General features: G+C 63.3%; 11 protein-coding genes. 2 read left to right on the top strand and 9 right to left on the bottom strand.

The annotated features are described in order from the left end of the window. The 7 genes from BGN91_RS01470 to BGN91_RS01440 all read right to left on the bottom strand — a co-directional run. Positions 1 to 209, bottom strand: a 209-nt coding sequence (locus BGN91_RS01470) for a DNA gyrase subunit A (RefSeq protein ID WP_292610190.1), incomplete at its 3' end; no start/stop codon positions are given. Between the two features lie 184 nt (positions 210 to 393). Next, a complete protein-coding gene (gene scpB / locus BGN91_RS01465; RefSeq protein WP_292610189.1) occupies positions 394 to 1,179 on the bottom strand; it encodes an SMC-Scp complex subunit ScpB in 786 nt (261 codons plus the stop codon). A gap of 19 nt (positions 1,180 to 1,198) precedes the next feature. Then, on the bottom strand, positions 1,199 to 2,038 hold the full coding sequence (locus BGN91_RS01460; RefSeq protein WP_292610188.1) for a ScpA family protein: 840 nt from the start codon (positions 2,036 to 2,038) through the stop codon (positions 1,199 to 1,201). Then, positions 2,035 to 3,054 carry a beta-N-acetylhexosaminidase gene (nagZ, locus tag BGN91_RS01455; RefSeq protein WP_292610187.1) on the bottom strand — a complete coding sequence of 340 codons (1,020 nt, stop codon included), beginning with the start codon at positions 3,052 to 3,054 and terminating at the stop codon, positions 2,035 to 2,037. The genes BGN91_RS01460 and nagZ overlap by 4 nt, the downstream gene beginning before the upstream one ends. A 46-nt stretch (positions 3,055 to 3,100) precedes the next feature. After that, the gene (locus tag BGN91_RS01450) at positions 3,101 to 4,531 is read right to left on the bottom strand and encodes an SPOR domain-containing protein (RefSeq protein WP_292610186.1); all 1,431 of its coding nucleotides are present in this window, start codon (positions 4,529 to 4,531) and stop codon (positions 3,101 to 3,103) included. Between the two features lie 97 nt (positions 4,532 to 4,628). After that, a complete protein-coding gene (argS, locus tag BGN91_RS01445; protein ID WP_292610185.1) occupies positions 4,629 to 6,422 on the bottom strand; it encodes an arginine--tRNA ligase in 1,794 nt (597 codons plus the stop codon). Positions 6,423 to 6,460: 38 nt separating this feature from the next. After that, positions 6,461 to 7,675: a deoxyguanosinetriphosphate triphosphohydrolase gene (locus BGN91_RS01440; protein WP_292610184.1), complete on the bottom strand. Its 1,215-nt coding sequence runs from the start codon at positions 7,673 to 7,675 to the stop codon at positions 6,461 to 6,463. Between the two features lie 112 nt (positions 7,676 to 7,787). On the opposite strand from BGN91_RS01440, the gene erpA reads away from it, so the two are divergent. Together erpA and xth are read left to right on the top strand one after the other, a co-directional pair. Further along, complete coding sequence (gene erpA, locus BGN91_RS01435; protein WP_292610183.1) at positions 7,788 to 8,120, top strand: iron-sulfur cluster insertion protein ErpA; 333 nt, start codon at positions 7,788 to 7,790, stop codon at positions 8,118 to 8,120. 235 nt (positions 8,121 to 8,355) lie between these two features. Beyond that, complete coding sequence (xth, locus tag BGN91_RS01430) at positions 8,356 to 9,156, top strand: exodeoxyribonuclease III (protein ID WP_292610182.1); 801 nt, start codon at positions 8,356 to 8,358, stop codon at positions 9,154 to 9,156. 15 nt (positions 9,157 to 9,171) lie between these two features. Here xth and BGN91_RS01425 read toward each other — a convergent pair whose 3' ends face one another. Further along, positions 9,172 to 9,996 (bottom strand): tetratricopeptide repeat protein, encoded by an 825-nt coding sequence (locus BGN91_RS01425; protein WP_292610181.1) that lies wholly within the window; start codon positions 9,994 to 9,996, stop codon positions 9,172 to 9,174. Between the two features lie 822 nt (positions 9,997 to 10,818). Beyond that, complete coding sequence (locus tag BGN91_RS01420) at positions 10,819 to 22,896, bottom strand: DUF5801 repeats-in-toxin domain-containing protein (protein WP_366408168.1); 12,078 nt, start codon at positions 22,894 to 22,896, stop codon at positions 10,819 to 10,821. Positions 22,897 to 22,990: the final 94 nt, after the last annotated feature.

Genomic DNA, 22,990 nt, shown 5'->3' with positions numbered 1-22,990 from the left:
TTCCACTCGAAACCGTTCTCGTACATCGCGTAGAGAATGCGACGGTGAACCGGCTTCAGACCGTCGCGCGCATCCGGCAGCGCGCGCGCCACGATCACGCTCATGGCGTAATCGAGATAGCTGCGCTTCATCTCCTCGAGAATGGAAACGGGACGAATGCCCGAGGGCGCCGGCGGCTCTCCGGACTTCGTATCTTCGGTATCTGACAAGAGAGGATTCCGGTCGGTTTCTGTTCGGAATCATATAGCGCATCGGGGCCTTGCAAACCACCCCCGGCGGCGCCCCGAGCAACGTTTTTCCTCTTGTTTATCCAGATACTTAGCTGACGATCCAAGCAGGCCTGACAGCTCGTCAGGCAACCTGGCCGAAGGCTGGTTCCGATGCCCCTCCGTGTTACGGAAGTTCGCCGTCTTTGGCGTTCTCCTCGCCGCCCGAGGGACCGCTCGCGGCCTCGTCGCCGTCGCCCGAGCCATCGCTGTCCGGCTCCAGCGTCGGCACCAGCGCCAGTTCGAGATCGCCGGCTTCGAGCGGGTCCTCGTCGTCACGCAAAGCGGGATCGTCCGATGGCGTCGGAACGCTGAATCCGCCGGGCAGACGGGAATCCAGCAGCCCCGTTCCCTTCAATTCCTCTAGGCCCGGCAGGTCGCCGAGGTTTTCGAGACTGAACTGGGACAGGAACGCCTCCGTTGTTCCGAAGGTGAGCGGACGCCCCGGCGTCTTGCGGCGGCCGCGCGGCTTGATCCAGCCGGTTTCCAGCAACACGTCGAGCGTACCCTTGGAGGTCACGACGCCGCGGATTTCCTCGATCTCCGCGCGGGTCACGGGCTGATGGTAGGCGATGATCGCCAGCATCTCGATGGCGGCGCGCGACAGGCGCCGCGTCTCGGTGCTCTCGCGCGTCATCAGCCAGGCCAGATCGCCGGCGGTGCGGAACGTCCATTTGTTGGCGATGCGGACCAGATTGACCCCGCGCGAGGCGTAGTCCGCCTGCAATTGCGCAAGCGCCACCTTGATGTCGACGCCGTCGGGCATCCGCTTGGCCAGCGCCGCCTGATCCAGCGGCTCGGACGAGGCAAACAGCAAAGCCTCCAGCAATCGCAGTTCCTCTGGACGCGCCATCGGCCGTTCCGACTCCGGTTCCTCAATCTGCGCCACGCGCATTTCCGCCAGGCTTGCCATCGCTCGGTCTCCTTCTTCCTTACTGGGCCGGCGCGTCGGGCACGGTCACGGGAGCGGATGCCGCCTGCGGCACGCGCTTGCGAAAATAGAGCGGGGCGAACGCTTCTTTCTGGTTCAGATCCATGACGCCCTCACGCACCAGCTCGAGCGCGGCGGCGAAACTCGACGCGAACACCGTGGCCCGCTGCGAGGGGTCGACGACATAGGTCATCAGATATTCGTCGAGGCATCCCCAGTCTTCGTCGGCCAGCCCGACCAGGCGCTCGAGAGAGGCTCGCGCTTCGCTCAGCGACCAGACCGTACGCCTGGCCAGGTGAACCGTGGTAAGGACGCGCTGCTGCCGCTGGGTGGCATAGGCCGTGAGCAGGTCGAACAGCGTCGCCGTGAATCGCGGATGGCGGATTTCGGCGATCGCCTCGGGATTGCCGCGCGGAAAGATGTCGCGCTGGAACTGCTGCCTGTTCATCAGGCGGTTCGCGGCTTCGCGGATCGCCTCGAGGCGACGCAGGCGGTTGGCGAGCGCCGTGGCCATTTCGCCGGCGCTCGGTCCATCCGGGGTCGCCGGCTCCGGCAACAGCAACCGCGATTTCAGGAACGCCAGCCATGCCGCCATCACCAGATAATCGGCAGCCAGTTCGAGACGAATTTTGCGCGCCGCCTCGATGAAAACGAGATACTGGTCGGCAAGCGCCAGAATGGAGATTTTCGACAGGTCGACCTTCTGTTGTCGGGCCAGCGCCAGCAACAGATCCAGCGGGCCTTCATAGCCCTCGACATCGACGACGAGCGCCAGCGCATCGTCGTTAACGATGCGCTCGGCCGGCCTTCCGGTTTCGAACGACAGAATTTCCGCGCTCATGCGCCTACCGCTCCCGTCAATGCATCGAGTTCCGCCCGCGCCGCCTCGCGATCGAACGGCTCGGGGGGCTTGCGCGAGGCCAAGGCGCGTTGCGCACGCTCCAGCGCCGTACCGGACAGTACCGGCGCTTCGGCCGCCACCTGCCGCATCTCCACCAGTTCGCCGTTGCAGTGCAGAACCATGTCGCAGCCGGCGGAAACAATCGCGCGTGTCCGCTCAGCGATCGATCCCGTCAATGCATTCATGGACACGTCGTCACTCATCAACAAACCCTGGAACCCGATCGCGCCGCGAATCACCTGTTCGATGATTGTCGCAGAAGTCGTGGCCGGTTGGGTGGCATCAATTGCGCTGAACACAACATGCGCGGTCATCGCCATCGGCAGATCGGCAAGTGCTTTGAAGGGAGCAAAATCAACGGCTTCCAGATCGTTCTTCGAGGCATCCACGACCGGGAGCTTAAGATGGGTGTCGGCGGTCGCCCGCCCATGCCCCGGAATGTGCTTCAGAACCGGCAGAACGCCGCCCAGTTCCAGCCCCTCGGTGACGGCACGCGCGATTGCCACGACCTTGTCCGGCTCAGTACCATAGGCGCGGTCGCCGATGACGGCGTCGGCGCCGGGTGCCGGAACGTCCGCGAGCGGCAGGCAATCGACGGTGATGCCAAGGTCGGCAAGATCGTTCGCGATCAGTTGCGCGCTCAGCCGCGCCGCTTTCAGTCCGGCGGCGCGATCGCGGTCATAGAGAGCGCCGAACACCGCTCCCGGCGGATAGACCGGCCAGTGCGGCGAACTCAGGCGTTGCACCCGGCCGCCTTCCTGATCGATCAGGACCGGGGCATCGGCATCGCCCACCGTTTCCCTAAAATCTTGAACCAAACGAGCGACCTGCAGGGGGGTGTCGACATTCCTCTTGAACAGGATGAAGCCCCAGGGCCGCTCGTCGCGCAGGAACTCGCGCTCCTGCGCAGTCAGGGTCAGGCCCGATGTACCCGTAATAAATGCGCGCGCAACCATGGCGCCGATTAGCTTGCGTCGCCGGCGAGGGTCAAGGAAGTCGCCGTTAATTCCTTTGGACGACGCACTGTCCGCCGGCCGATTTGAGGCTGCCGCAGAAGCGCGAGGCCTCATCGGACGAACCGAACGGCCCGACCATGGCGCGGTAGTAGACACCCCTGGCGCCAAGGTCGGCGCGTTTCACCAGCAGACTCCGCGATCCCAGCACCGAGGGGAATTTGTTCTGCAGCGCCCGGAACGAGGCCTGCGCATCAGCCTCGTTCCGCTGCGACGAGACCTGGACAAGATAACCGCCGCTGCCCGCTGCGGCCGGAGCGTGCTGGCCCGGATTGGTCGAAGCCACCCGCGTCCGCGGCTCGGCCTGCGGCGACAGCGCCAGCGGCGCGTTTCCGCCAGGCGCGGTCGTGGCAGGAGGCGCATGTCGGGCGGGCGGCGCGACAGGCGCCGCCGGAGTTTCGGGTCGGGCGACGGCCGCGGCCGCGATGTCAGACTGATCGCCGCGCACCGTCAGCGTCCTGACCCTGCGCGGTTCATCGCCCGCGACGGTCCCGTTCGCAACGGTTGCGGGCGGCCTGACATTCGGCGTCACGCTCGCCGCCGCCGGCGGATTGGTGTTCTGGTTCAGCGGCGGAAAGACCACGCGCGGGCCGGAAGTCGTGGCTTCCTTGACGTCGACCGGCTGCTCTTCGCGGGACACCATCAGCTCGGTGCCGTTCTCAGTGGACATCCGGTCCTGGATCAACTTGCTGACGGCATCGCCGGAGGCGACCTTTTGCGGAAGAATCTTGCTGGGCTCAGAGTCGGCCTTGATGACCGGCGGCGCGCCGTTCCGGGCGGTGCCGGCATAGTTGCGGTAAGCGTAGGCCGCGCCGGTGCCGATGACTGCAAGCGCCAGAACCGCGACCACGGTCGCCATCCTGCCGCGGCGCGGGGGAGCAGGTTCATCCTCCTCCACTCCATAAGCCTGATAGTCGAACGGCGCTTCCGGATAGCTCTCGCGGGGAAACTGGTCTTCATACGCCTGCGCGCCCCGGCCGTCCGGCAGCCGGCCGAACAGCACGTCGTCGTAGCGATCGGCGTCGGCCTGATGATAGGGCTCAGGCTCGGGATGCTGAACATGTGGCTCGTTGTCGGGATAGACGGCCGCGCGCCGCAAGACGGGGTGCGGAGCGGATTCGACGGGAGTAACTTGAACCGGCGGTTCGGGTTGAGCCATCCGTCTTTGAATCCAGGACGGCGGCCCGGCGGATTCGATCGGAGGGGCCGGCTCGAAGTGATCGATCGGCTCAAAGTGATCGACCGGATCGTCTACCGGAGCCGGTGGCGCGCCTCGTTTGACATCGTCGAAGTGATCGGTCTGGCCGATCAGCCGGGCGAGCTCCGCAAGCGGATCGGTTTCCGGCTGGCCGCTCGCGCGGCGCTCGTCGCGCCCGTAATCGTCATCCCGGAAAGGTCTGTCCTGATATCGATTAGCCATCGTGATGTCGCGTCCCTTCCGGAAAGGCGCCAACTCGCTCGTTCTAAACGAAACAGCAGCCAATCAAGCCGTCACCCCCATGTGTCCGGCTACACCTCTATCGCATTTCAGCGGGCGCATGAACGCCGAGAACCGCAAGTCCTGATGCGAGAACAGAGACGACACCCTGAACCAGCGCCAGCCGCGCCCTGGTTATTTCTGCATCATTATTGATAATGAAGCGTAAATGAGGCAAATCCCGCCCTTTTGTCCAGAGGGCGTGAAATTCACTTGCAAGATCATACAGGTAGAACGCAATCCGATGCGGTTCGTGCGCCACCGCAGCCGCTTCGACGGTTCGGGGGTAAAGCGCGAGCCGCCGCAGCAGGCCGAGTTCCGCCGGATCCGTCAGCCGCTCGACGGCGGCATCGCCAAGAAAGCCCCTGCGCGCCGCATCATTCTCCGGCAAATCCGGGAACGCCTCGCGCGCGTTACGGAAGATCGAAAAACCGCGGGCGTGACCGTACTGGACGTAGAACACCGGATTGTCCTTCGACTGCTCGATCACTTTGGCAAGATCGAAGTCCAACACCGCGTCGTTCTTGCGGAACAGCATCATGAAACGCACGGCGTCGGAGCCGACTTCATCCACCACGTCGCGCAATGTGACGAAATCACCGGCGCGTTTCGACATTTTCACCGGCTCGCCGTTACGCAACAGCCTCACAAGCTGCACGATCTTGACGTCGAGGCTGGCCTTGCCCGCCGTCACGGCCTTGATCGCGGCCTGCACACGCTTGATGTAGCCGCCGTGATCGGCGCCCCAGACATCGACCATGTTGAGAAAGCCGCGGTCGAACTTGGTCTTATGATAGGCGATATCGGACGCGAAGTAGGTGTAACCGCCGTCCGACTTCTTCAGCGGACGGTCGACGTCGTCGCCATAAGCCGTGGCGCGGAACAGGGTCTGTTCGCGATCTTCGTAATCTTCGACCGGCGCGCCCTTCGGCGGCGGCAACCGCCCCTCATAGACGTCGCCCTTCGCGCGCAGGAAATCGATGGTGGCGGCGACCTGATCGCTACCCCCCTCGATCAGCGAACGTTCCGAAAAGAACACCTCATGCGTGATGTTGAGCGCGGCGAGGTCGCCCCGGATCATTTCCATCATCATGGCGATGGCTCTGGCGCGCACGACCGGCAGCCAGTCGGCTTCCGGCGCATTCCGCAGCTCGTCACCGTACTCGGCGGCAAGCGCCTGCCCGACCGGTTTCAGATAGTCGCCGGGATAAAGCCCTTCCGGAATCTCGCCGATGTCCTCACCCAGCGCCTCGCGATAGCGCAGGAAGGCCGAGCGCGCGAGCACGTCGACCTGCGCGCCTGCATCGTTGATGTAGTATTCGCGCGTGACGTCATAGCCTGCGAACGACAGCAGGCTCGCCAGCGCGTCGCCAAACACCGCGCCACGGCAATGGCCGACATGCATGGGCCCGGTCGGATTGGCGGAGACGTATTCGACGTTGACCTTTTCGCCCGCGCCGGCCGTGCTACGGCCATAGCCTCCGCCCTCTCGCAGCACGGCGCGCAGGGCATCCGACCAGGCCTGCGGTTTCAAGGTCAGGTTGATGAAGCCGGGACCGGCGATCTCGGCCTTGTCGATCAGGCCGTCGGCGCACAACCGCGTTGCGATCCGGTCCGCGAGATCGCGGGGCTTCGACTTTGCATCCTTGGCCAACACCATCGCGGCGTTGGTCGCCATGTCGCCGTGCGAGGCATCCCGCGGCGGCTCGACCACGATCCGCGACAGGTCCAGTCCCGCCGGCAGCGCGCCTTCTTCCGCGAGCGCGGCGCATACCGTATGCACCCGTGCAAGCACATCTGCGAAAAGATGCTGCGATGGACTGGAATTGGTCATGATATCTGCGATTTACATGGAAAAGGGATACGCGCCGCCTAACGCAATTCCGGGGTCGAGTCAAAAAGCCTGCGGTGTTCGGTGATGGCGAAGCGGTCGGTCATCCCCGCGATGAAATTGCCGATCCGGCGCGCCGTTTCGGCATCGAGCGCGCGGCTGTCGCCGCCCTCCGGCAACCATTCGGCAGGAAGTGCCGCTGGATCGTCGCGGTAGCGCGCGAACAAGTCCCGAACGATGGTTTCGGCCTCATCCATCACCCGCATGACGCGAGGATGACGATACATCCGTTGTTTCAGGAATGCCTTGATGAGCGCCTCCGCCTCGGCCGCTTCGGGTGGAAACGCGACCAGCGCCCGACGGTGGCGGCGCACCTCGTCCACCGATCCCGGCCGGGCATCGGCAAGCCGCCCGGCTGCTTCCGATACCACCGCCATGATCAGATAGGAGATCAGCTCGCGCACCAGCTCCGCGCCGCGCCGGACGTCGTCCAGCCGGGGATGGCGCCGTGCAATCTCTGTGATCATCGCCGCGGTCAGCGGCATCGCCTTCAGGTCATCCACCGCGAACAGCCCGGCCCGCAGGCCGTCGTCGATGTCGTGGGCATCGTAAGCGATGTCGTCGGCGATCGCCGCGACCTGGGCCTCGAGCGAGGCGAAACTCCACAGCTCCAGATCGCAGGTCCGGTTAAAATCGGCGATACCCACCGGGATGCCGCGGCGCTGATACCGTCCGACGGCATCGCCAGCGCGATCGGTCAGCGGGCCGTTGTGCTTGACGATCCCTTCCAGCGTTTCCCAGGTCAGGTTGAGGCCGTCGAAATCCGGATAACGACGCTCCAGCAGCGTCACGACCCGCAGCGTCTGCGCATTGTGGTCGAAACCGCCAAACGCATCGAGGCAGGCATCCAGCGCCCGCTCCCCGGCGTGACCGAACGGCGGATGGCCGAGATCATGCGCCAGCGCCAGCGCCTCCGTCAGGTCCTCGTCGAGCCCGAGCTGCCGGGCCAGCGCGCGGGCGATCTGGGCCACCTCGAGGGTATGGGTGAGACGGGTCCGGTAGTGATCGCCTTCGTGATAGACGAACACCTGGGTCTTGTGTTTCAGCCGCCGGAACGCGGTCGAATGGATCACCCGGTCGCAATCGCGGCGGAACGCGCTGCGGGTCTTGCTCGGCGGCTCGTCGAACAGGCGGCCGCGGCTGCCGTCCGGATCGCTGGCATAGGGCTCGCGGGGAGCTGCCATTCCGACTGACACGGCGATTTGCCCCTTCCGATCGTTTGATTCCGGTGTCCGCCGCACTTAACTATGGCTTGCGGGCATTGCAAAATATTGGACAATATCCGCCCATCGCATACGGAGTCGCACGATGACCGAAGCCAACATCACCGTCAGCGAGCGCGCGGCGCGCCGGATCGGGGAGATCCTCAAATCCGAAGGCGACGGCGCCATGTTGAGGATCAGCGTCGAAGGCGGCGGCTGCTCGGGCTTCCAGTACAAGTTCGACATCGAACGCGCCAAGGCCGACGACGATCTGGTGATTGCGCGCGATACCGCGGTGGTGCTCGTCGATCCGGCCTCGGTTCCGTTCCTGACCGGTTCCGAAGTCGATTTCGTCGACGACCTGATCGGCGCGTCGTTCCGGGTGGTCAATCCGAACGCCACCGCGTCCTGCGGCTGCGGCACCAGCTTCTCGATCTAGTGGTCCGATTCCAACATTTGCATCCCGTTGCCGCAGGGAGTTCTAGCAAATGTTAGGCTCAAAGGATCACTAGCAACTATCAGGTTTCTAGTGGAGTTTTTGAATTTGACATCCGCCTGGCGGGTTTGCTGCAAAGCGGGTAGCGAAATGCCAAATTCACTCCACTAGCTCCCTGTCATGCGCGGGCCTGACCCGCGCCGGATCAAGTCCGGCAATGACACGCGGAAATCCCCTCATGCGCATAGCCACCTGGAACGTCAATTCGATCCGGCAGCGGCTGGATCACCTTCTCGCCTGGCTCGGGGAAACCGCGCCGGATGTGGTCTGCCTTCAGGAAACCAAATGCGTCGACGAGCAGTTTCCGCGCGAGGCCATCGAGGCGCTCGGCTACAACGTGGTGACGCACGGCCAGAAGACTTTCAATGGCGTGGCGCTGCTGTCGAAATTCCCGTTCGACGAGACCCGGCCGCGGCTCGCCGGCGACGAGGACGACGTGCAGTCGCGATTCCTCGAGGGCGTGGTCTCGCTCAAGCACGGCGTGGTGCGGATCGCCTGCCTTTATCTGCCCAACGGCAATCCGCCGAATACCGAGAAGTATCCTTATAAACTCAGCTGGATATCGCGGCTTATTGAATATTCACGCGAGCGGCTGAAAAGCGAGGAGGCCTTCGTGCTCGCCGGCGACTTCAACGTCATCCCTGCGCCGCGCGACGTCTACAATCCGGCGTCGTGGGTTGACGATGCGCTGTTCCGGCCGCAGACGCGGCAGGCGTTTCAGACGCTGCTCGGGCTCGGCCTGACCGATGCGTTGCGCGCGGCCTCCGACGCCGCCGGGGAATATACTTTCTGGGATTATCAGGCCGGCGCCTGGCAGAAAAACAACGGGCTGCGGATCGACCACCTGCTGTTGTCGCCGCAGGCCAGCGACCGGCTCAACGCGGTCGGGATCGATCGTCATGTCCGCGGGTGGGAGAAGGCGTCGGACCATGTTCCGGTCTGGATCGACCTCGATCTGGACGCGGCCGGATCGGCCTGACCGAGCCTGCAGGTCTCAATCCCGCCGTCCCTGCACCCAGTGCTCGAGCATCTGCAGCGCCATGGCGCGGTCGTCTTCCGAGGCCTTCGCGATCGCCTTGTTGTAGCTTTCAGTGATCCAGGTCTCGTCCGGCTGGGCGGCATCACGCGCCAGCGTCAGCCACATCAAGCCGCGCGCGGCCTGGCGAGGCAATTGATCGCCCGCGAACAGCATCTTGCCCAGCATCGCCTGGGCCTCATGCTGGCCCTTCTGCGCCGCGAGACCCAGCCAGCGAGCGCCGTACTTGACGTCGTGGGGGGCGCCGATCCCCTTCAGATAAAGCCGCGCCAGATCGTATTGCGCGTCGGCATTGCCGAAATAGGAGGCCGCATAGGAGAACATCTCGCGCGCGCGCTCGGCGTCGCGCTTGATCGTCGAATTCGGGATGCCCTGGAGGTAATAGCGCCCGAGCGCGACGAAAGCGTTGGCGACAACCGCGGCCTGCGGCGCCGAGGGGCTGTCCTCGGCATGGGCATTGGCGATACGGCTGAAGTACTCAAAAGCGCGCTGATCGTCCTGGGTGACGCCGTCGCCGTTCGCATACATCCGCCCCAGCCGCCACTGGGCAATGGGATGCCCGCCCTCGGCGGCATATTGCAATGCCGTCAGCGAGGTGCTCGGGGGGACGGCCTTTTTCAGCGCCTGACCGCCGGCGAGAGGCGCGGCCGCGACGGGGAGCGCCGCCGCCGTGGTAGCATCGGGCTGCCCGGCCACCGTGCCGTCAAAAGCATACGCCGGCGCGCTGGCGCAAACCGCGCCCCACGCCAACACAACAAGAACTCTGCTCCTAGACGTCCACATGACGCAATTTCTCGTACACCCTGCCACTGCCGGCTGCCGGTCCGATCCGCTGGGCGTATGTCCTGAGCTTAACGGATGTATGGTTGGTCGAGCGGCGCTGCCAATTGGTCTTTCGTTCGGTGCGTCCGCCGCTGGTCAAATTTACGTCAACGCGGTCGACCTCGACGATGCCGCGGATTCCGAACCGCCGGTGGAGCTGTCGCCCGGCCGATCTCGGGGCATGAAACGAGCGACAGGACGCACGATCCTGGCCTTCCGTCGCGTGACGGTTTGTCAGCCTGCTCCTGATGCCCGTCCTGACCATCGCCAACCTGCTTCCCCGGTGGCCTCTTTTGATCGGACGCTGCCGGAGCGAGGGAATGTCCCAGACCCACCACAAGCGTCCGCCTTCAGCCGACACTGGAATAATTCACGAAGTGGTGTGGCTAAATAGCGGCGTCTGCAAGAGCCACCTGTTGGCAGGGTTAAATGTTGGATCGGTGTTGCGCCCTGGCAACAAGGATGGCCGCCGGGCAACCATCGTCCGGTCGACCATTGGACGTCAGCGCCGCCTTATTTCTTGACGCGTTTTTTGACGCGAACCGGTATCCGCTTCGTTCGAAAACGCTATAGGGCGGATTTGCTTTAGACGGATCAGCAGCCTGCGGCTTTACGCCGGACGTTCACGTCTTTGGAGTTTCAGCAAGGAACGACATGGCCCGAACCATGGGGTGGCCGGCGACGCCATCTTCGACCGGCCAAGACCCTGCCATGGCGGCGAAGAATTGATCCCGACAAAAACCCAGCCGGAGATGGTCCGGCGGGGTGCAGTAACTGTTGTTGCTATCCGACCTTGTGAAGGTCCGTCGCGGCGATTGCCGTATGGTTGTCGAAGACGGCCAGCAGGATTCGGTTGGCGTCGGCTGCACCGCCGTTGGGGTCGTAATACAATTGACCGGTGCTTTGCTGGTAAGCGAAATGGGCATTGCCCATATTGATCGTCGTCGGATTTTGCGCGCCGGTAACCTGGATCAGGTCGTCGGTTGCAATTGCGCCCGAGCCGCCGCCGAAAGCGGAGTTCAGCAGATCGATCACGTCCTGGCCGTGCGTAAAGTCGACGATATGATCGCCGGCTTCGCTCGTCGCATTGAACCGGAAGTGATCGGCGCCGGCGCCCCCGGCAAGCCTGTCAACGCCCTCGCCGCCGATCAGGGTGTCGTTTCCACTGCCCCCAAGCAAGAGGTCGAGGCCCGCACCACCGTTCAGCGTATCGCCGCCGTCGAGCGCAACCATTACATCGTTGCCGCCGCCGCCGTTGAGCGTCTGACCGGCCGCGCTGGCAACGATGAAGTTGTTAGCGCCGTCGCCATCGGCGCCGACAATTTCGTTCGATGCTATCACCGACTTCCACGTCGTGTTGATATCGAAGTAATCGTTCGACGGCGTGGCCACATCGCGGGTCGCATACAGGTTGGCAAGCTCGATGTTGGCCGTTTCAAAGCCCGTCGCGGTGGCGTGCCAGGACGTTGCGCCCAGATTGAGCGTGTCACCGGTCGGACCAAGAAGATAAGCCTGCAACTCGTCCCGTGTGGTCCCGGTCGCCAGAATCGCCTGCAACTGTTCGGCCGTAAAGATCAGGTTGATCGTGTCGCTACCGTTTCCACCATCGTAGGCCGTGGCCGACGAACCCAGGTGGCTCCAACTCGTGTAGAGCGTGTCGTTGCCTTTCAAGGAATTCAATGACGTCTCATACACGTTTACGCCAGCGTAATTGTTGGTATCGGGGTTATTGGATTTTGAAAACTGCACATCGTCGACAGCGAAACCCGTCTGCGAAACGGTCGTCGTGCCGTCGTTGATCGAGATCGTGAACGTATCGGTGTCATTGCCATGGGTGTCGAGCGTGACCTTGTTGCCGGCAAGATAGGCGTTGATCGCATCGATCGTGCCGGACAGCACCATGTCAGTGGCGGTGCCCGAGACGGCAACGCCACCCGAACTGGTTGCACTGAGCGTTCCATTTCCGCCAGTCCGAGTCAGATGGACGGTCACACCGCCCGTTGTATCCGCATCGGTGAACATGATCCGGTTGAACGCCGTCGTATCGCCGCTCGCCGGATCGTACTGCAAGTTGGCGGGGGCAACGATAAACGGCGCCTGATTGACAACGTTGATCGTTGCCGTCGCAGGGGTCGTGTCGTGCCGTCCGGTGTTGTCAACCGCCGCATACTGGAACGTTGGCGCGCCATAATAATTGGCATCCGGCACAAAATACACCGTCGCCGAATTACCGGCGGCCGCCACAACACCGGCTGCGCCAATGAGGTGGGTCAACGCCGCATCGCTATAGAGACTGCCGTGGAGCGGCAATTCCGTGATCTCGAACGATGCGACAGAGACATCGTCGGATCCGCTCAGCGTGATTGCGATCGAGGTCGCGTTCTGCGGCCCCGTCGCGCTGACGTCGTTCGTCGTCGGTGGCGCGTTGAGCACGTCAGCCAGCGTCATCGTCGTTCCGTCCGAGAACACGAAATTCTCGAAATTGGTGAACTCGTCGGTGATGCCGTCATGCGTGATCTGCACGCCACCCGCGATCGCCGCGTAAGTCGCATGGTCGTATGCAAAACCGAGTTTCACCGTATCCGTGTCGGCGCCGCCGTCGGCGACCACGCGACGGTTATCGACGCGAGTGGTGAGATCCAGCGTGTCGTTGCCGGCTTCGCCATTGAAGTGAATAGTGCTGTTCAGAATCGCCGTGCCGCTGAAATCGCCCGAGACCGTCAGCGTGTCGTTGCCACCGCCACCGTTGAAGGTGACGGATTCAATATTGCTGGCCTCGACCATGATCTGGCCGGTCTCATTCGAAACAAGCACGTTGGACGCCGCACCGGTATAATCCGGATCGATGCGGGTGTTGTAGGCAGCCACGGTTTCGAGGAAGAAATGCTCGTCGGCCGTGCTGCCATTGACGACAAGCGTGTCATTGCCCGTTCCACCATCGACCTTGTCGTGGCCGTCTCCGACCGTGTAGTTGATGATGTCGTTGCCTTCCTGAGCGAAGATGACATCGTCGCCCGTTCCGCCAGTGATGTTGTCGTCACCGCCGCTGCGTCCGCTCTCCGTCGCCAGTTCGGCAAAGTTGGCCGGATCGGACAGGTAGGCGATGGTCGATGCCCGATCCCACACACCGTTGTGAAGATACGGAGCAAGAGCAGCACTCGTCGGAGTGGCGCCCTCGAGCATCTGGAAGACGGACCAGCCCGAGCCTGGCGGGACTGTCAGTCCCGCCTTAACCGCAAGAGCGTCCGTGTTGACGACGTCGCCAAAGATGACGTCGTTGCCGGCGCCGCCATGAATGACGTCGTTTCCTGCGGCGGCGAGAGCGGTCGACCCACCCAGCACCGCCAAAGCGCCGGCAAGCTGCTCTGCGGAATTTGCGTTGAGCGCACTACCGGTGCCGCCGTTCGCAATTCCATCTTCCACATCGCTCAGATGGCCGAGCGCCGCGGAGCCGACAGCGATTCCGATCGCATCGATCGTGTAGCCCGTACCGAGGACGTTCGCGACGTCATTGACGTTGTCCGCACTGCCTTCTGACCCGCCACCGTAGGTGCCAAGCAGTTCCTGCATGGCCCGCGTCGTGCCGCCGGATGAACCAGAACCGACCCAATCATTCGGCTCACCGTCCGAAACGAAAACAACCTTGTTGATGTCTGCGCCCGACAGGTCATTGTTCCCGCTATTGCCGGTAATCCAGCTATAGGCAGACTGGATGGCCGCTTCGTAATTGGTGCCGCCGCTGTTGCCGTCGCTATAGCTCATCGCGTTCACGGCGGCGTGGGCCGCGCTAATACCGTCGCTACCGTCCGCATTCTTTTGGCCGTTGACGATCAGGTTGAACGTGCCGCGATTGATAGCGCTGTCGCCGAAATCGATCACCGTGATGCGGATATTTTCCGCGCCCGAATTGGCTAGTTGATCGATCAATGCGTTGGTGCCGTTCTTCAGCGCTTGCATGCGCGTGATCGTGCTGCCGCCGAACGAAATGTTTGCATCCATGCTACCGGAACTGTCCAGCACCAGCACGACGTTGGCTGTTTGTCCCTTTGTGATGGTTACGGAGCCCGGATCGCCTATGAGCGTGTCGTTACCGTCGCCGCCATTGATCGGACCGGTCGTTGTCGTCGTAACATCGACCACGTGATTGCCGTCCGGCGCGGCACCATCATCGCCGTCGGCGGAGCCGACGACGAGCCGGCCAGTATCGTCGAGCGTGATGGTCAAAGTCGCCGTGTCGGTGTCGCCGTCGCCGTCCTCCAGCGTGTAGGTGAAGGTATCCGTTCCGCCGGAGCCCGACGTGCGGGCGTAGCTATAGTGCCCGTCCGACGAGATCGTCAGCCGACCGTACTCGCCGTCGATTACCGTGTTCGTGCCAACCGTCTGCGCCGAACCCGCGCCATCCTTGCCGTAGGCCGAAGACACGTGCGCACCGTCCGCGCCCAGCGTGTCCTTGCCGCCAACGCCGCTCGTCGTGTCAGCTCCGGTAATGACATTACCGTCCGTCGACGTCCCGCTCCCGACGCTGTCGGTGTCATTGTTCGCGACCGGCTTGTCGTCCACGACATTGATCTGGATCGTGCCGGTAACGGTGTTGCCGTTGGCGTCGTGCGCGGTGTAGCTGAAGCTGTCCCCGGACACCGTGTTGTGGGGACTATCGCTATGCGGCGATGTTTCGTACGGGCTCGTGAGCGTATAGGTCCACTTGCCGTCGGCGCCGAGATGGAACACGCCGTGGTCCGTCGTCTCGGTCATCGCCGTATACTGGACGCCCGAGCCGCCGGTCATATTGAGTTGCCCCTCGGTCGTCTCGGACCGGCTCGTCGGATCGGAGCCATCGACCGTACCGGCCGCAAGGTCCGCTGGAACATTGCCGCTCGCTGGATCCTTCACCCGGTCCAGCGCCGCTTCGTCGACGGTTTCCGTCGTGTTGTCCGCAACCAGGGTCACGTTGTTGACGGAGATGTCCAGCCTCGCTGTCGAGGTGTCGCCGTCCCCATCCGTGATCGTGTAGACGAAGTGGTCCACCGCGTTCCCGGTAATCTTGTCCGGATGGGCATCGTAGGTGTAGCTGCCGTCCGCATTCAAATGCAGCGTACCGTATTGGCCTTCAAGATTGCCAAGGTTGCCGCTCACGGGATTCGCCGTGTTCGAACCCGTCGCGACGCCCGTTACTCCACCGCCGACCGCCTTGCCGTCCGCGCCGAACACGTCGTTGTGCAGAACGCCATTCGCCGCCGCAACGGTAAGCGTCCCGCCTTCGGTGACCGAATTGACGTCGCCGTTCGCCTTCGCAACGTCGTCCCTGATGTCGATCACGAGCGTCGAGTTGGATGCGCTGCTGCCATCTGTCACCGAGATGACGAAGCTGTCAGCGTTCTGATCGATATTTTGACCCGGCACGGCCGGCGAGTCGGTATACGGCGTGTTCAGGGTATAGGTGTAGTTGTAGGTCGCGGTGTCACCGCTGATTGCCGGATTGGCATCAATCACCAATGTACCGTACTGGCCGTCGACGGTCGTTCCGGCGCCGCCCAGCACGACGGTCAGTGTTTCCGTGCCGCCGGCGCCTGTGATCGTCACGGTTTTAATATCTGAGGCACCGTCCGCGTCGGTCAGCGTGAAGGTACCGTGTGTGACGTTGCTGCCGTCATGCGATGAACCGGCGGGAAGCCCGGCCTCGTTGACGAGATTGTGGCCATCGTCGCTGTTGATGGGATCGGTCGGCGTCACTTTAACCGTCGGCGGCGTGTTCTGATGAACATCGACATTGATGGTGCCAGTCACCGCATCGCCATCGCCGTCGGTCAACGTGACGTTGAATCCAAGATCGAGCGGCGAGTATACGGTGGTGCCGACGTCAACGCCGTCGAGCACGATCTTGAAGCCGCCGGTGGGGGTGCTGCCGTTGCCGGTGAATTCGACATAATTGATCGTGGCGCCCGTCGGAGCGGTGAAAGTCAGAGTGCCGCCGCTCGTGACTGCCTGGCCAGCAACACTCGCAGAGGAGTTGTCGGAGTAGTGCACGACATAATCGACGCTTCCGTCTTGCGTGAAGCTGAAGGTCGCGCTGCTCGTCGCCGTACCCGTGTCCGACTGCTTGAAATCAAAATGCAGTACGTCACCGGTGGTAAACTTGTTGGCGTGGACTCCGAAACCGGTGCCCGAGCCATTGACGTCCCCAGAACCAGTCACCTTCGCGATCGTGACACCGCTATACGTCACGTCCACTTCGCCGGACGGCTGATTCGGATAATCAAAACTGGTGCTGTTGACGGGAGCGACTGTCGTGTGTGTGTTGTCGAAAGCCTGAATCTGCTGGTACGAATATCCTTGATCGCTGGCATCGAGCGTCAGCGTGAAAACCTGGTTGCCCGCGGCAGGCGGCGTCGTGCTGTCGGTGATGACATTGCCGGTGTAGCCGATCAGGGTGTGCCCGTCGGCGCTGACCCAGTAATGCACAGCCTGGCCGCCTGACATCAGGTTGGCCGGCGGCGTGCTGCCGGCGAGACTTCCGCCGCCCACGCCATCCGCACCCGCGTGAAAATCAATCGTGCCGTGGTGAACCGAATAGTCGTCGATCGTGACCTGCTGGATGGCGCCGAGCGTTGGGCTGTCATCATCGACGTTGATCGTGATGGTGGCGGTCGCGGTGTCGCCGTCGCCGTCGGTGACATTGACGGCAAAGCCGAGCGACAGGTTGTCTTCATACTCGGTGCCCGGCGCAACGGTGTTGTCCGCCGTCGTGAACGGATGATTGAGCGGCGCGTTGAGCTTGAAGGTATAGGTGCCGTCCGCGGCGATATGCAGCGCGAAGGCCGGGTTGTCCTGGGTGAAATGGGTGCCGGTCGCCGATACGCCATAAAGCGTGCCGCCGCCATTGTCCGTATCCGCAACCCAGACTTCCTTCAACGCCTCCGGCGTTCCCACGCCGTTCGCGTCGACATAGATCGCGCTGAGGGTGGACGCGGTCGCGCCCGCACTGTTGGTGACCTTGATCCCCTCGCTGATCGCAATCGACTTGAGGCCGTCGCTGCCGGCATCGAAGCTGACGACGCCATAGGCGGTTGCGCCGCTGCCGTCATCGCCGGGACCACCCTGGAGGCCAACGCCGTTGAGATGCGTGTCCTCGTCATCCACCACGACCGTGGAGCCGGTGACCTGCACGTTGGCAAGGAACGTCCCGTAGTTGTCAGCCGTGCCGACATCCCTGAATTCGAGCAGATTAGAGCCGTCCCCGGACCCGCCGATCAGTACGATCTCCTTCGGAGTCATCTGCCCCGGCATTTCAGCGTCTTCGACTTCGAAGATCACCTTGCCGCCAAACAGCACCTGCAAATGCGTGTCACCCGAGGGGTTGGCGCCGTAGTCGAACGACAGCTTGTAGGTTTCGCCCTGAACCAGATTGAGCGTCTGCGAGACCGCCACGTCGTGGGCGGAGGCATCGAGATCGACCATGAAACCGTGGGTCGATGAGTGCATGCCGAGATAGCCGTCGCCCACGCGCTCGAGCTGGATAGCGCCAGAGCCGCCGCCCACGCCAGCGATGGTCCATGCGCCGGATTTGCCGGTGGCATTGATACCGCTGCCGGCGCCCCAAACACCGCCGTTCTCCGTAAAACCGTCGAACATGAACGTGTTCGGCGCGTCGCCGCCCGCGAATTGCGCGACGGACAGAATCGCCGGACCGTCGTCCTGGAAAACGAAGTAGCCGGGATTTCTCGAGCTGCTGATCAGCGTCACCGTGGCGTTGTCGGTCGCGGTGTCGCCATCGCCGTCGGTCAGCGAGCCCGCGTAATTGAGACCGATGCTCGCACCCTGGCCGGTCAGGGCCAGCGTCAGCGAATGATCGAACTGATTGTTGTTGTCGTTCCCGTCGTTCAGCGCCTCGTACAACGTGGTCTGAAGCTGGAGATGGCCGCCGACATCGACAATCCCAATGCGTAGCGCAAGATGACCATCCGCGTCGTAACCGACGATGTCGTGAGAGCCTGCGGCATTGGTCGCGGAAGCGAGGAACAGCTTGATCGCTCCGCCAGCCGTCGCAGAGAGATTGGTCGCGATGCCATCGCCCCAGTGGCCGAGAGCGTCCGCACCCGACGCGACAGTCGTGGAGCCGAGACCGGTGAAGGACAACTGGAAGCTTTCCGAGCCGACGCCGTCCGCGCCGGCATGCTCGACAACGTTGAAGAGTCCGAGCAGACCCGCGCCCGAAAAATCGGTCGTGCGCTGGGCCGGCGCCCCGGCCACGTCGTCCGAGTTGGGACCGCCGTTGACATCGGTATCGCCAGCCACGTTGTCCGTGCTGCTGTAGCGATCCGCTCCGACGGTTTCGTCGAGCGTCACGTCGAGACCGTTGAGAGCCGACCGGTCCACACGGATATCGAGCGTCGGACCGTCATCGCTGAAGCCGATCTGCTGGCCGATGTCGATCGTGTCGCTCACGGAGTCGCCGTCGTAATCGGTGACGGTAAGCTTGGCGTAGACCTCGTTGGCGTTGAGGAAATTGGTTTCGTCCGGATTGCCGGGCGTCGTGTTCTCGATCGACACGTACTGGACTATCGAAATCTGGCCGGTCGCCGGGTCGATCGCGATGGCGAAGGCGGCCGGATCGCTGGAATCAACGGCCCCGTCGCTGATGTCGTAACGGCCGACAATCAGGCCGCCTTCCTGGAACAGGCGGATTTCGTGGTGATCGGTCGTCCTGAGGCCGGAGTCGTTATTGGATGGGTTGAGTTCGATCGACCACTTCGCGGAACCAGGTCCATCCGCGCCGAACTGGACGTCAGCATCGACGAGCGGAGCAAGCAGCTTGCTCTGCGCGTACTGCGTGCCCATGTCGGGATCGGAACCGGTGTGCTGGACGCCGCTGAAAACAGACAGCGAGTGGTTGATGTCGTTGTCCTGCTGGCCCGCCGACTCGTCAATGACGACCGTTGCCGCATGACCGTGGAAATCCTTGTGCGTGCTCAGACTGACGGTCGGAATGTCGTCCTTGATCGAGACGCTGAACGACCCGTCCAGCGTGACATGGTCGCCATCGCCGTCGGTGACCTGGATGATCTGGCCGAAATCGATCGCATCGTGAGCGGAGTTCGCACCATTGTCCTGCAGCGTCGTGTTGGTGTCCGCGCCCGACGGCGGCTTGTCATGGTCGAGCTGGTCGAACAGCTCGAAATTGTAGTTTCCATTCGTCGTCAGCGTCAGCGAGAAGACAACACGGTCGCCCAGGCTCAGCCCGGGCTGGCCGTGATCGACGTAGCCGACCAGCACGCCATTAAAGATGGTGTAGGACAGCGCCTCGCCCTTTGACGACAGATGAAGCGTCTCGAGTTGGCTCGCCGCGTTTGCGGTGAAGCTGAACGAGCCTAGCCCGTCCGCGCCGGGATTAACCGCGCCTGACAGCGAGCCGGTTGCATAGGCTGCTCCCAAAATATCGGTGTGCGCGGGGAAGTCAGGGTGGGTGCCCTGCGACAGCAGCGGCGTGTAAATATTGGCTTCGTTGACCGCCGCGGTAACGCCGTTACCTGTCAGCGTCGGTCCGTCGTCCCTGAACTGAACGGTATCACCGATCGTCACCGAGCGGGTGACGGTGTCCCCGTCGTTGTCGGTCACCGTGAGTTGCGCCGAGATCGTGGACCCGAGCGTCATGACGTCGTTCGGATCGTTTGGATTGTCATTGTGGATCGACAGATACTGCGCGACGCTGATCTTGCCGTCCTGACCGATCGAGATCGCGAACGCCGCAACGTCTGCGGTGCTGCCGAACTTCGCTGCGCCGCCGCCGTCGCCATCGATGCGGCCGACAATGATCCCGTTCTCATTGAACAGGTAGATGTGATGGCCATCCGTCGTCGTCAGGTTGGAATCAACGCCGTCGTGATCGATCGTCAGCGACAGCACCGCGTGCGCAGAATCGTCCGCGCCCGAGACATAGAGCGACTTTACAATCGCCGAGCTATTGAACGCGAACTGCGGAGCGTTGCCCATGTCTGGATCATGGCCGACATGAGCTACCCCGACGAACTGCTGGGCAACCGTGCTCGACGTCGTGTCGTTGCCCTGCTGGCCCGCCGTCTCGTCGATCGTCACCGCCTTGCCGGTTGTGTCGAACGAGATGATCTTCGGAATGTCGTCCGTGATCTCGATTGTCAGATGGCCGTCCAGCGTGACCGTGTCGCCGTCGCCGTCCGTCGCAACGATCAGCGAGCCGAAGTCCAGACCGTTCACCGGTCCGTTCGACCCTTGAAGAGCCGTGTTGGTATCGGCCGTACCGGGCGCAGGCACCACATGGTCGAGTTGGTCGGACAGGGTGAACAGGAAGTTGCCCGTCGTATGATTGAGCGACAACGTGAACACTGCCCGGTCCGGATGCCCATCGACATAGGCAATCAGTGTATCGCCAAGGAAAGTATAGCTCAGCGCGCCGCCCTTCGACGTCAATCCAAGGTCCTGCAGCGTCGAGATCGTGTCAGCCGCAAAGCTGAAGCCGCCCTTGCCGTCCGCGCCGAAGTTCACCGGACTCGCAACCGAGCCCGACACTTCCGCCGGTCCCACGCCAATATCTGCCGTCGGCCAGCCGGTGAACGAACCGTCGCCATTGCCGTCGTTCGGGCTCGTGCCCAATGACTGCAACGTGACAATGTCACCCTCGTCCGCGTGATACGGCGCCGTCTCGCTGCCGACGATCGTCGGGCCGTCGTCCCTGAACTCGATCAGCGCTCCGATATCAGCCGACTGCGAGGCATGATCGCCGTCGCCGTCCGTTACGGTCACCGTGGCAGACAGTACGCCGGTATTCAGGAAAACAGGATCGTTCGAATCGGTCGTGACCGGGTTGTTCAGCGAGAGGTACTGAGCGACGGAGACGACGCCCGTTGCCGGATCGATCGCGATGGCGAACGCGGCCACGCCTTGCGCGCCGTCGACCCGGCCGACAATGACCCCGTCCTCGCTGAACAAGTAGATGTGGTGCTGTCCACCCGTCGTCGTAAGCCCGGAATCGACCAGACCGTTCGGCCCTCCCGACCCGAGCGACAGCGAATAGACCGTGGCATCCTTGGCCGAGCCATCCTTCGGGCCGTCCGCGCCGAAATTGACGTTTACGTCGAGCACGCCTGTGCCGCCGGTGGCATACTGCGCCGTCATGTCGGGATCGACACCGGTATTGCCGACGTTGTGGAACAGATCGGCGATCGCCGCATCGGTGGTTTCGTTGGTGCCGGCCTGAGGCGTGGCGGGCGTTTCGTCGATCACGATCCGGGGCGGCGTGACCGCGACCAGGCTGACGTTATCGAGCAGCGCGCCGAGTTCATCCTCCGCGCCGACGCCCTGGAAGCCGAGTGTGTTGTTCGGGCCGGTGCCGACCACGTTCACCGTGACCAACTGCCAGCCAGCGGGCTGACTGGACGAATCGATCGTGTAGACGACGTTGCCATTCCAGAGGACGTTGAGACCGCTGTCGTCGCTGCCGGCGTAACCCGGCCGCGGCGCGTACCAGAAGGTCAACTGGTAGTCCTGTCCGTCTGCGGTGCCGGCGATGACCTGCTGGATGGTGGCGTTGGTATGCCCGTTCTGATCGGGCGCGCCCTGCCCCTGATGCCCGTTGCCTTGCGTGTCGCCGTCGAGCTCGATCAGCGCGCTGCCGTCCTGCGGCGCAAGACCGCCGGCGCCCCCGGTCTGCACTTCGAACGGGATATGATCCGCGCCATAGGTCCAGACGCCAGGAGTTCCGATCGGCGTCCCGCCGGGAAGTGATGCGTAGATGCTCCAGTCCGATGCGCCGAGATCGCCATGGCCTTCCTCGAAGCTGCCGTTGACGATCAGGTTGCTGCCGATGACATCGTGAATCGCCGCATGCAGCGTCGGCCCGTCGTCCTTGAACTGGAACGCGCCGCTGAGGTCCACGGTGTGCGAGACGTGATCGCCGTCGCCGTCGGTGGCCGTCGCGGTCAGCGTGATCGCCGCGCCGCCGGCCAGATCAAGAGTTACCGGGCTGCCCGCCTGATCCGGATCGTCCGGATCGTTGTGAGAGACCGCGCGCTCCTGCTGCAGCGTGATGGTGCCGTCGGACGACCCGGTGATCGTGAACACGGTCCGAACCGTGGCGCCGTCCAGCACGGTGCCTTCGATCACGCCGCCGACCAGATTGAGCATGACCTCATGGCCCGTGAGCGTGTCCTTCACGCCGCTGGCGACGCCAGAGACGCCGTCGACCGTCGTGACCGCGCCGGTCAGTCCCAGCAGGTAGGATACCGCGGCGGTCGCGTCGCCGCCCTGCGGGCCATCGGCGCCGAAGTCGGCGTGGAACAGGCCCGCGAATGAGGCATGAGCAGTGGTCGAACCCGATGGAGCCTGCTGCGAACCGGCGTCGGGGTTGTTGGCGTCGGCAGCCAGGAAGCTTTCGTCGACAATAAGGCTCGGCAACTCCCTGTCCGACACTGCCAGCATCGGCCCGTCGTCAAGGAACGTGATCGAGATGGCCGCCGACGTCGTCGGCGCAGCTAGCGTGTCGGCGATAACGGTCTGGGTGACGTGAACGAGATTGCCGAGATTGACGGCATCGTTGGGATTGTTCGTGTCGGGATGGCTGATCGCCTCGTACTGCGCGACGTCGAGCTTCAGCGAACCCGGCTCGAGATAGAGCGCGAACACGACCTTGCCGTCGGGGTTGGGCACGCCTCCGGCCCCCTCGCGTCCGACCACGAGATCCCCCACGGTGTAGAGGAAGATTTCGTTTCCGCTGACCGTCGCCTTCAAACCGGAGTCGGCGCCGTTAAACGACTGGCCGAAGCGGTCCGTCAGCGCATAGGTTATCGTGCCGGTCCCGGCGGTTCCGAAGTTCGCCGTGGACGAACTTACGATCGGACCGTGGCTCTGCGCCCAGCCGATCAGCGGATCCGTGCCCGCCGGCGGCGTGAACGGTGGCAGGCCCGGCTGATCGTTAGCGCCGGCCGCG

Origin of the sequence: Nitrobacter sp. 62-13 (assembly GCF_001896955.1) — a bacterium.
GTDB lineage: Bacteria > Pseudomonadota > Alphaproteobacteria > Rhizobiales > Xanthobacteraceae > Nitrobacter.
The sequence above is the reverse complement of the archived record's forward strand: the minus strand, read 5'-3'. Positions and strand labels throughout refer to the sequence as shown.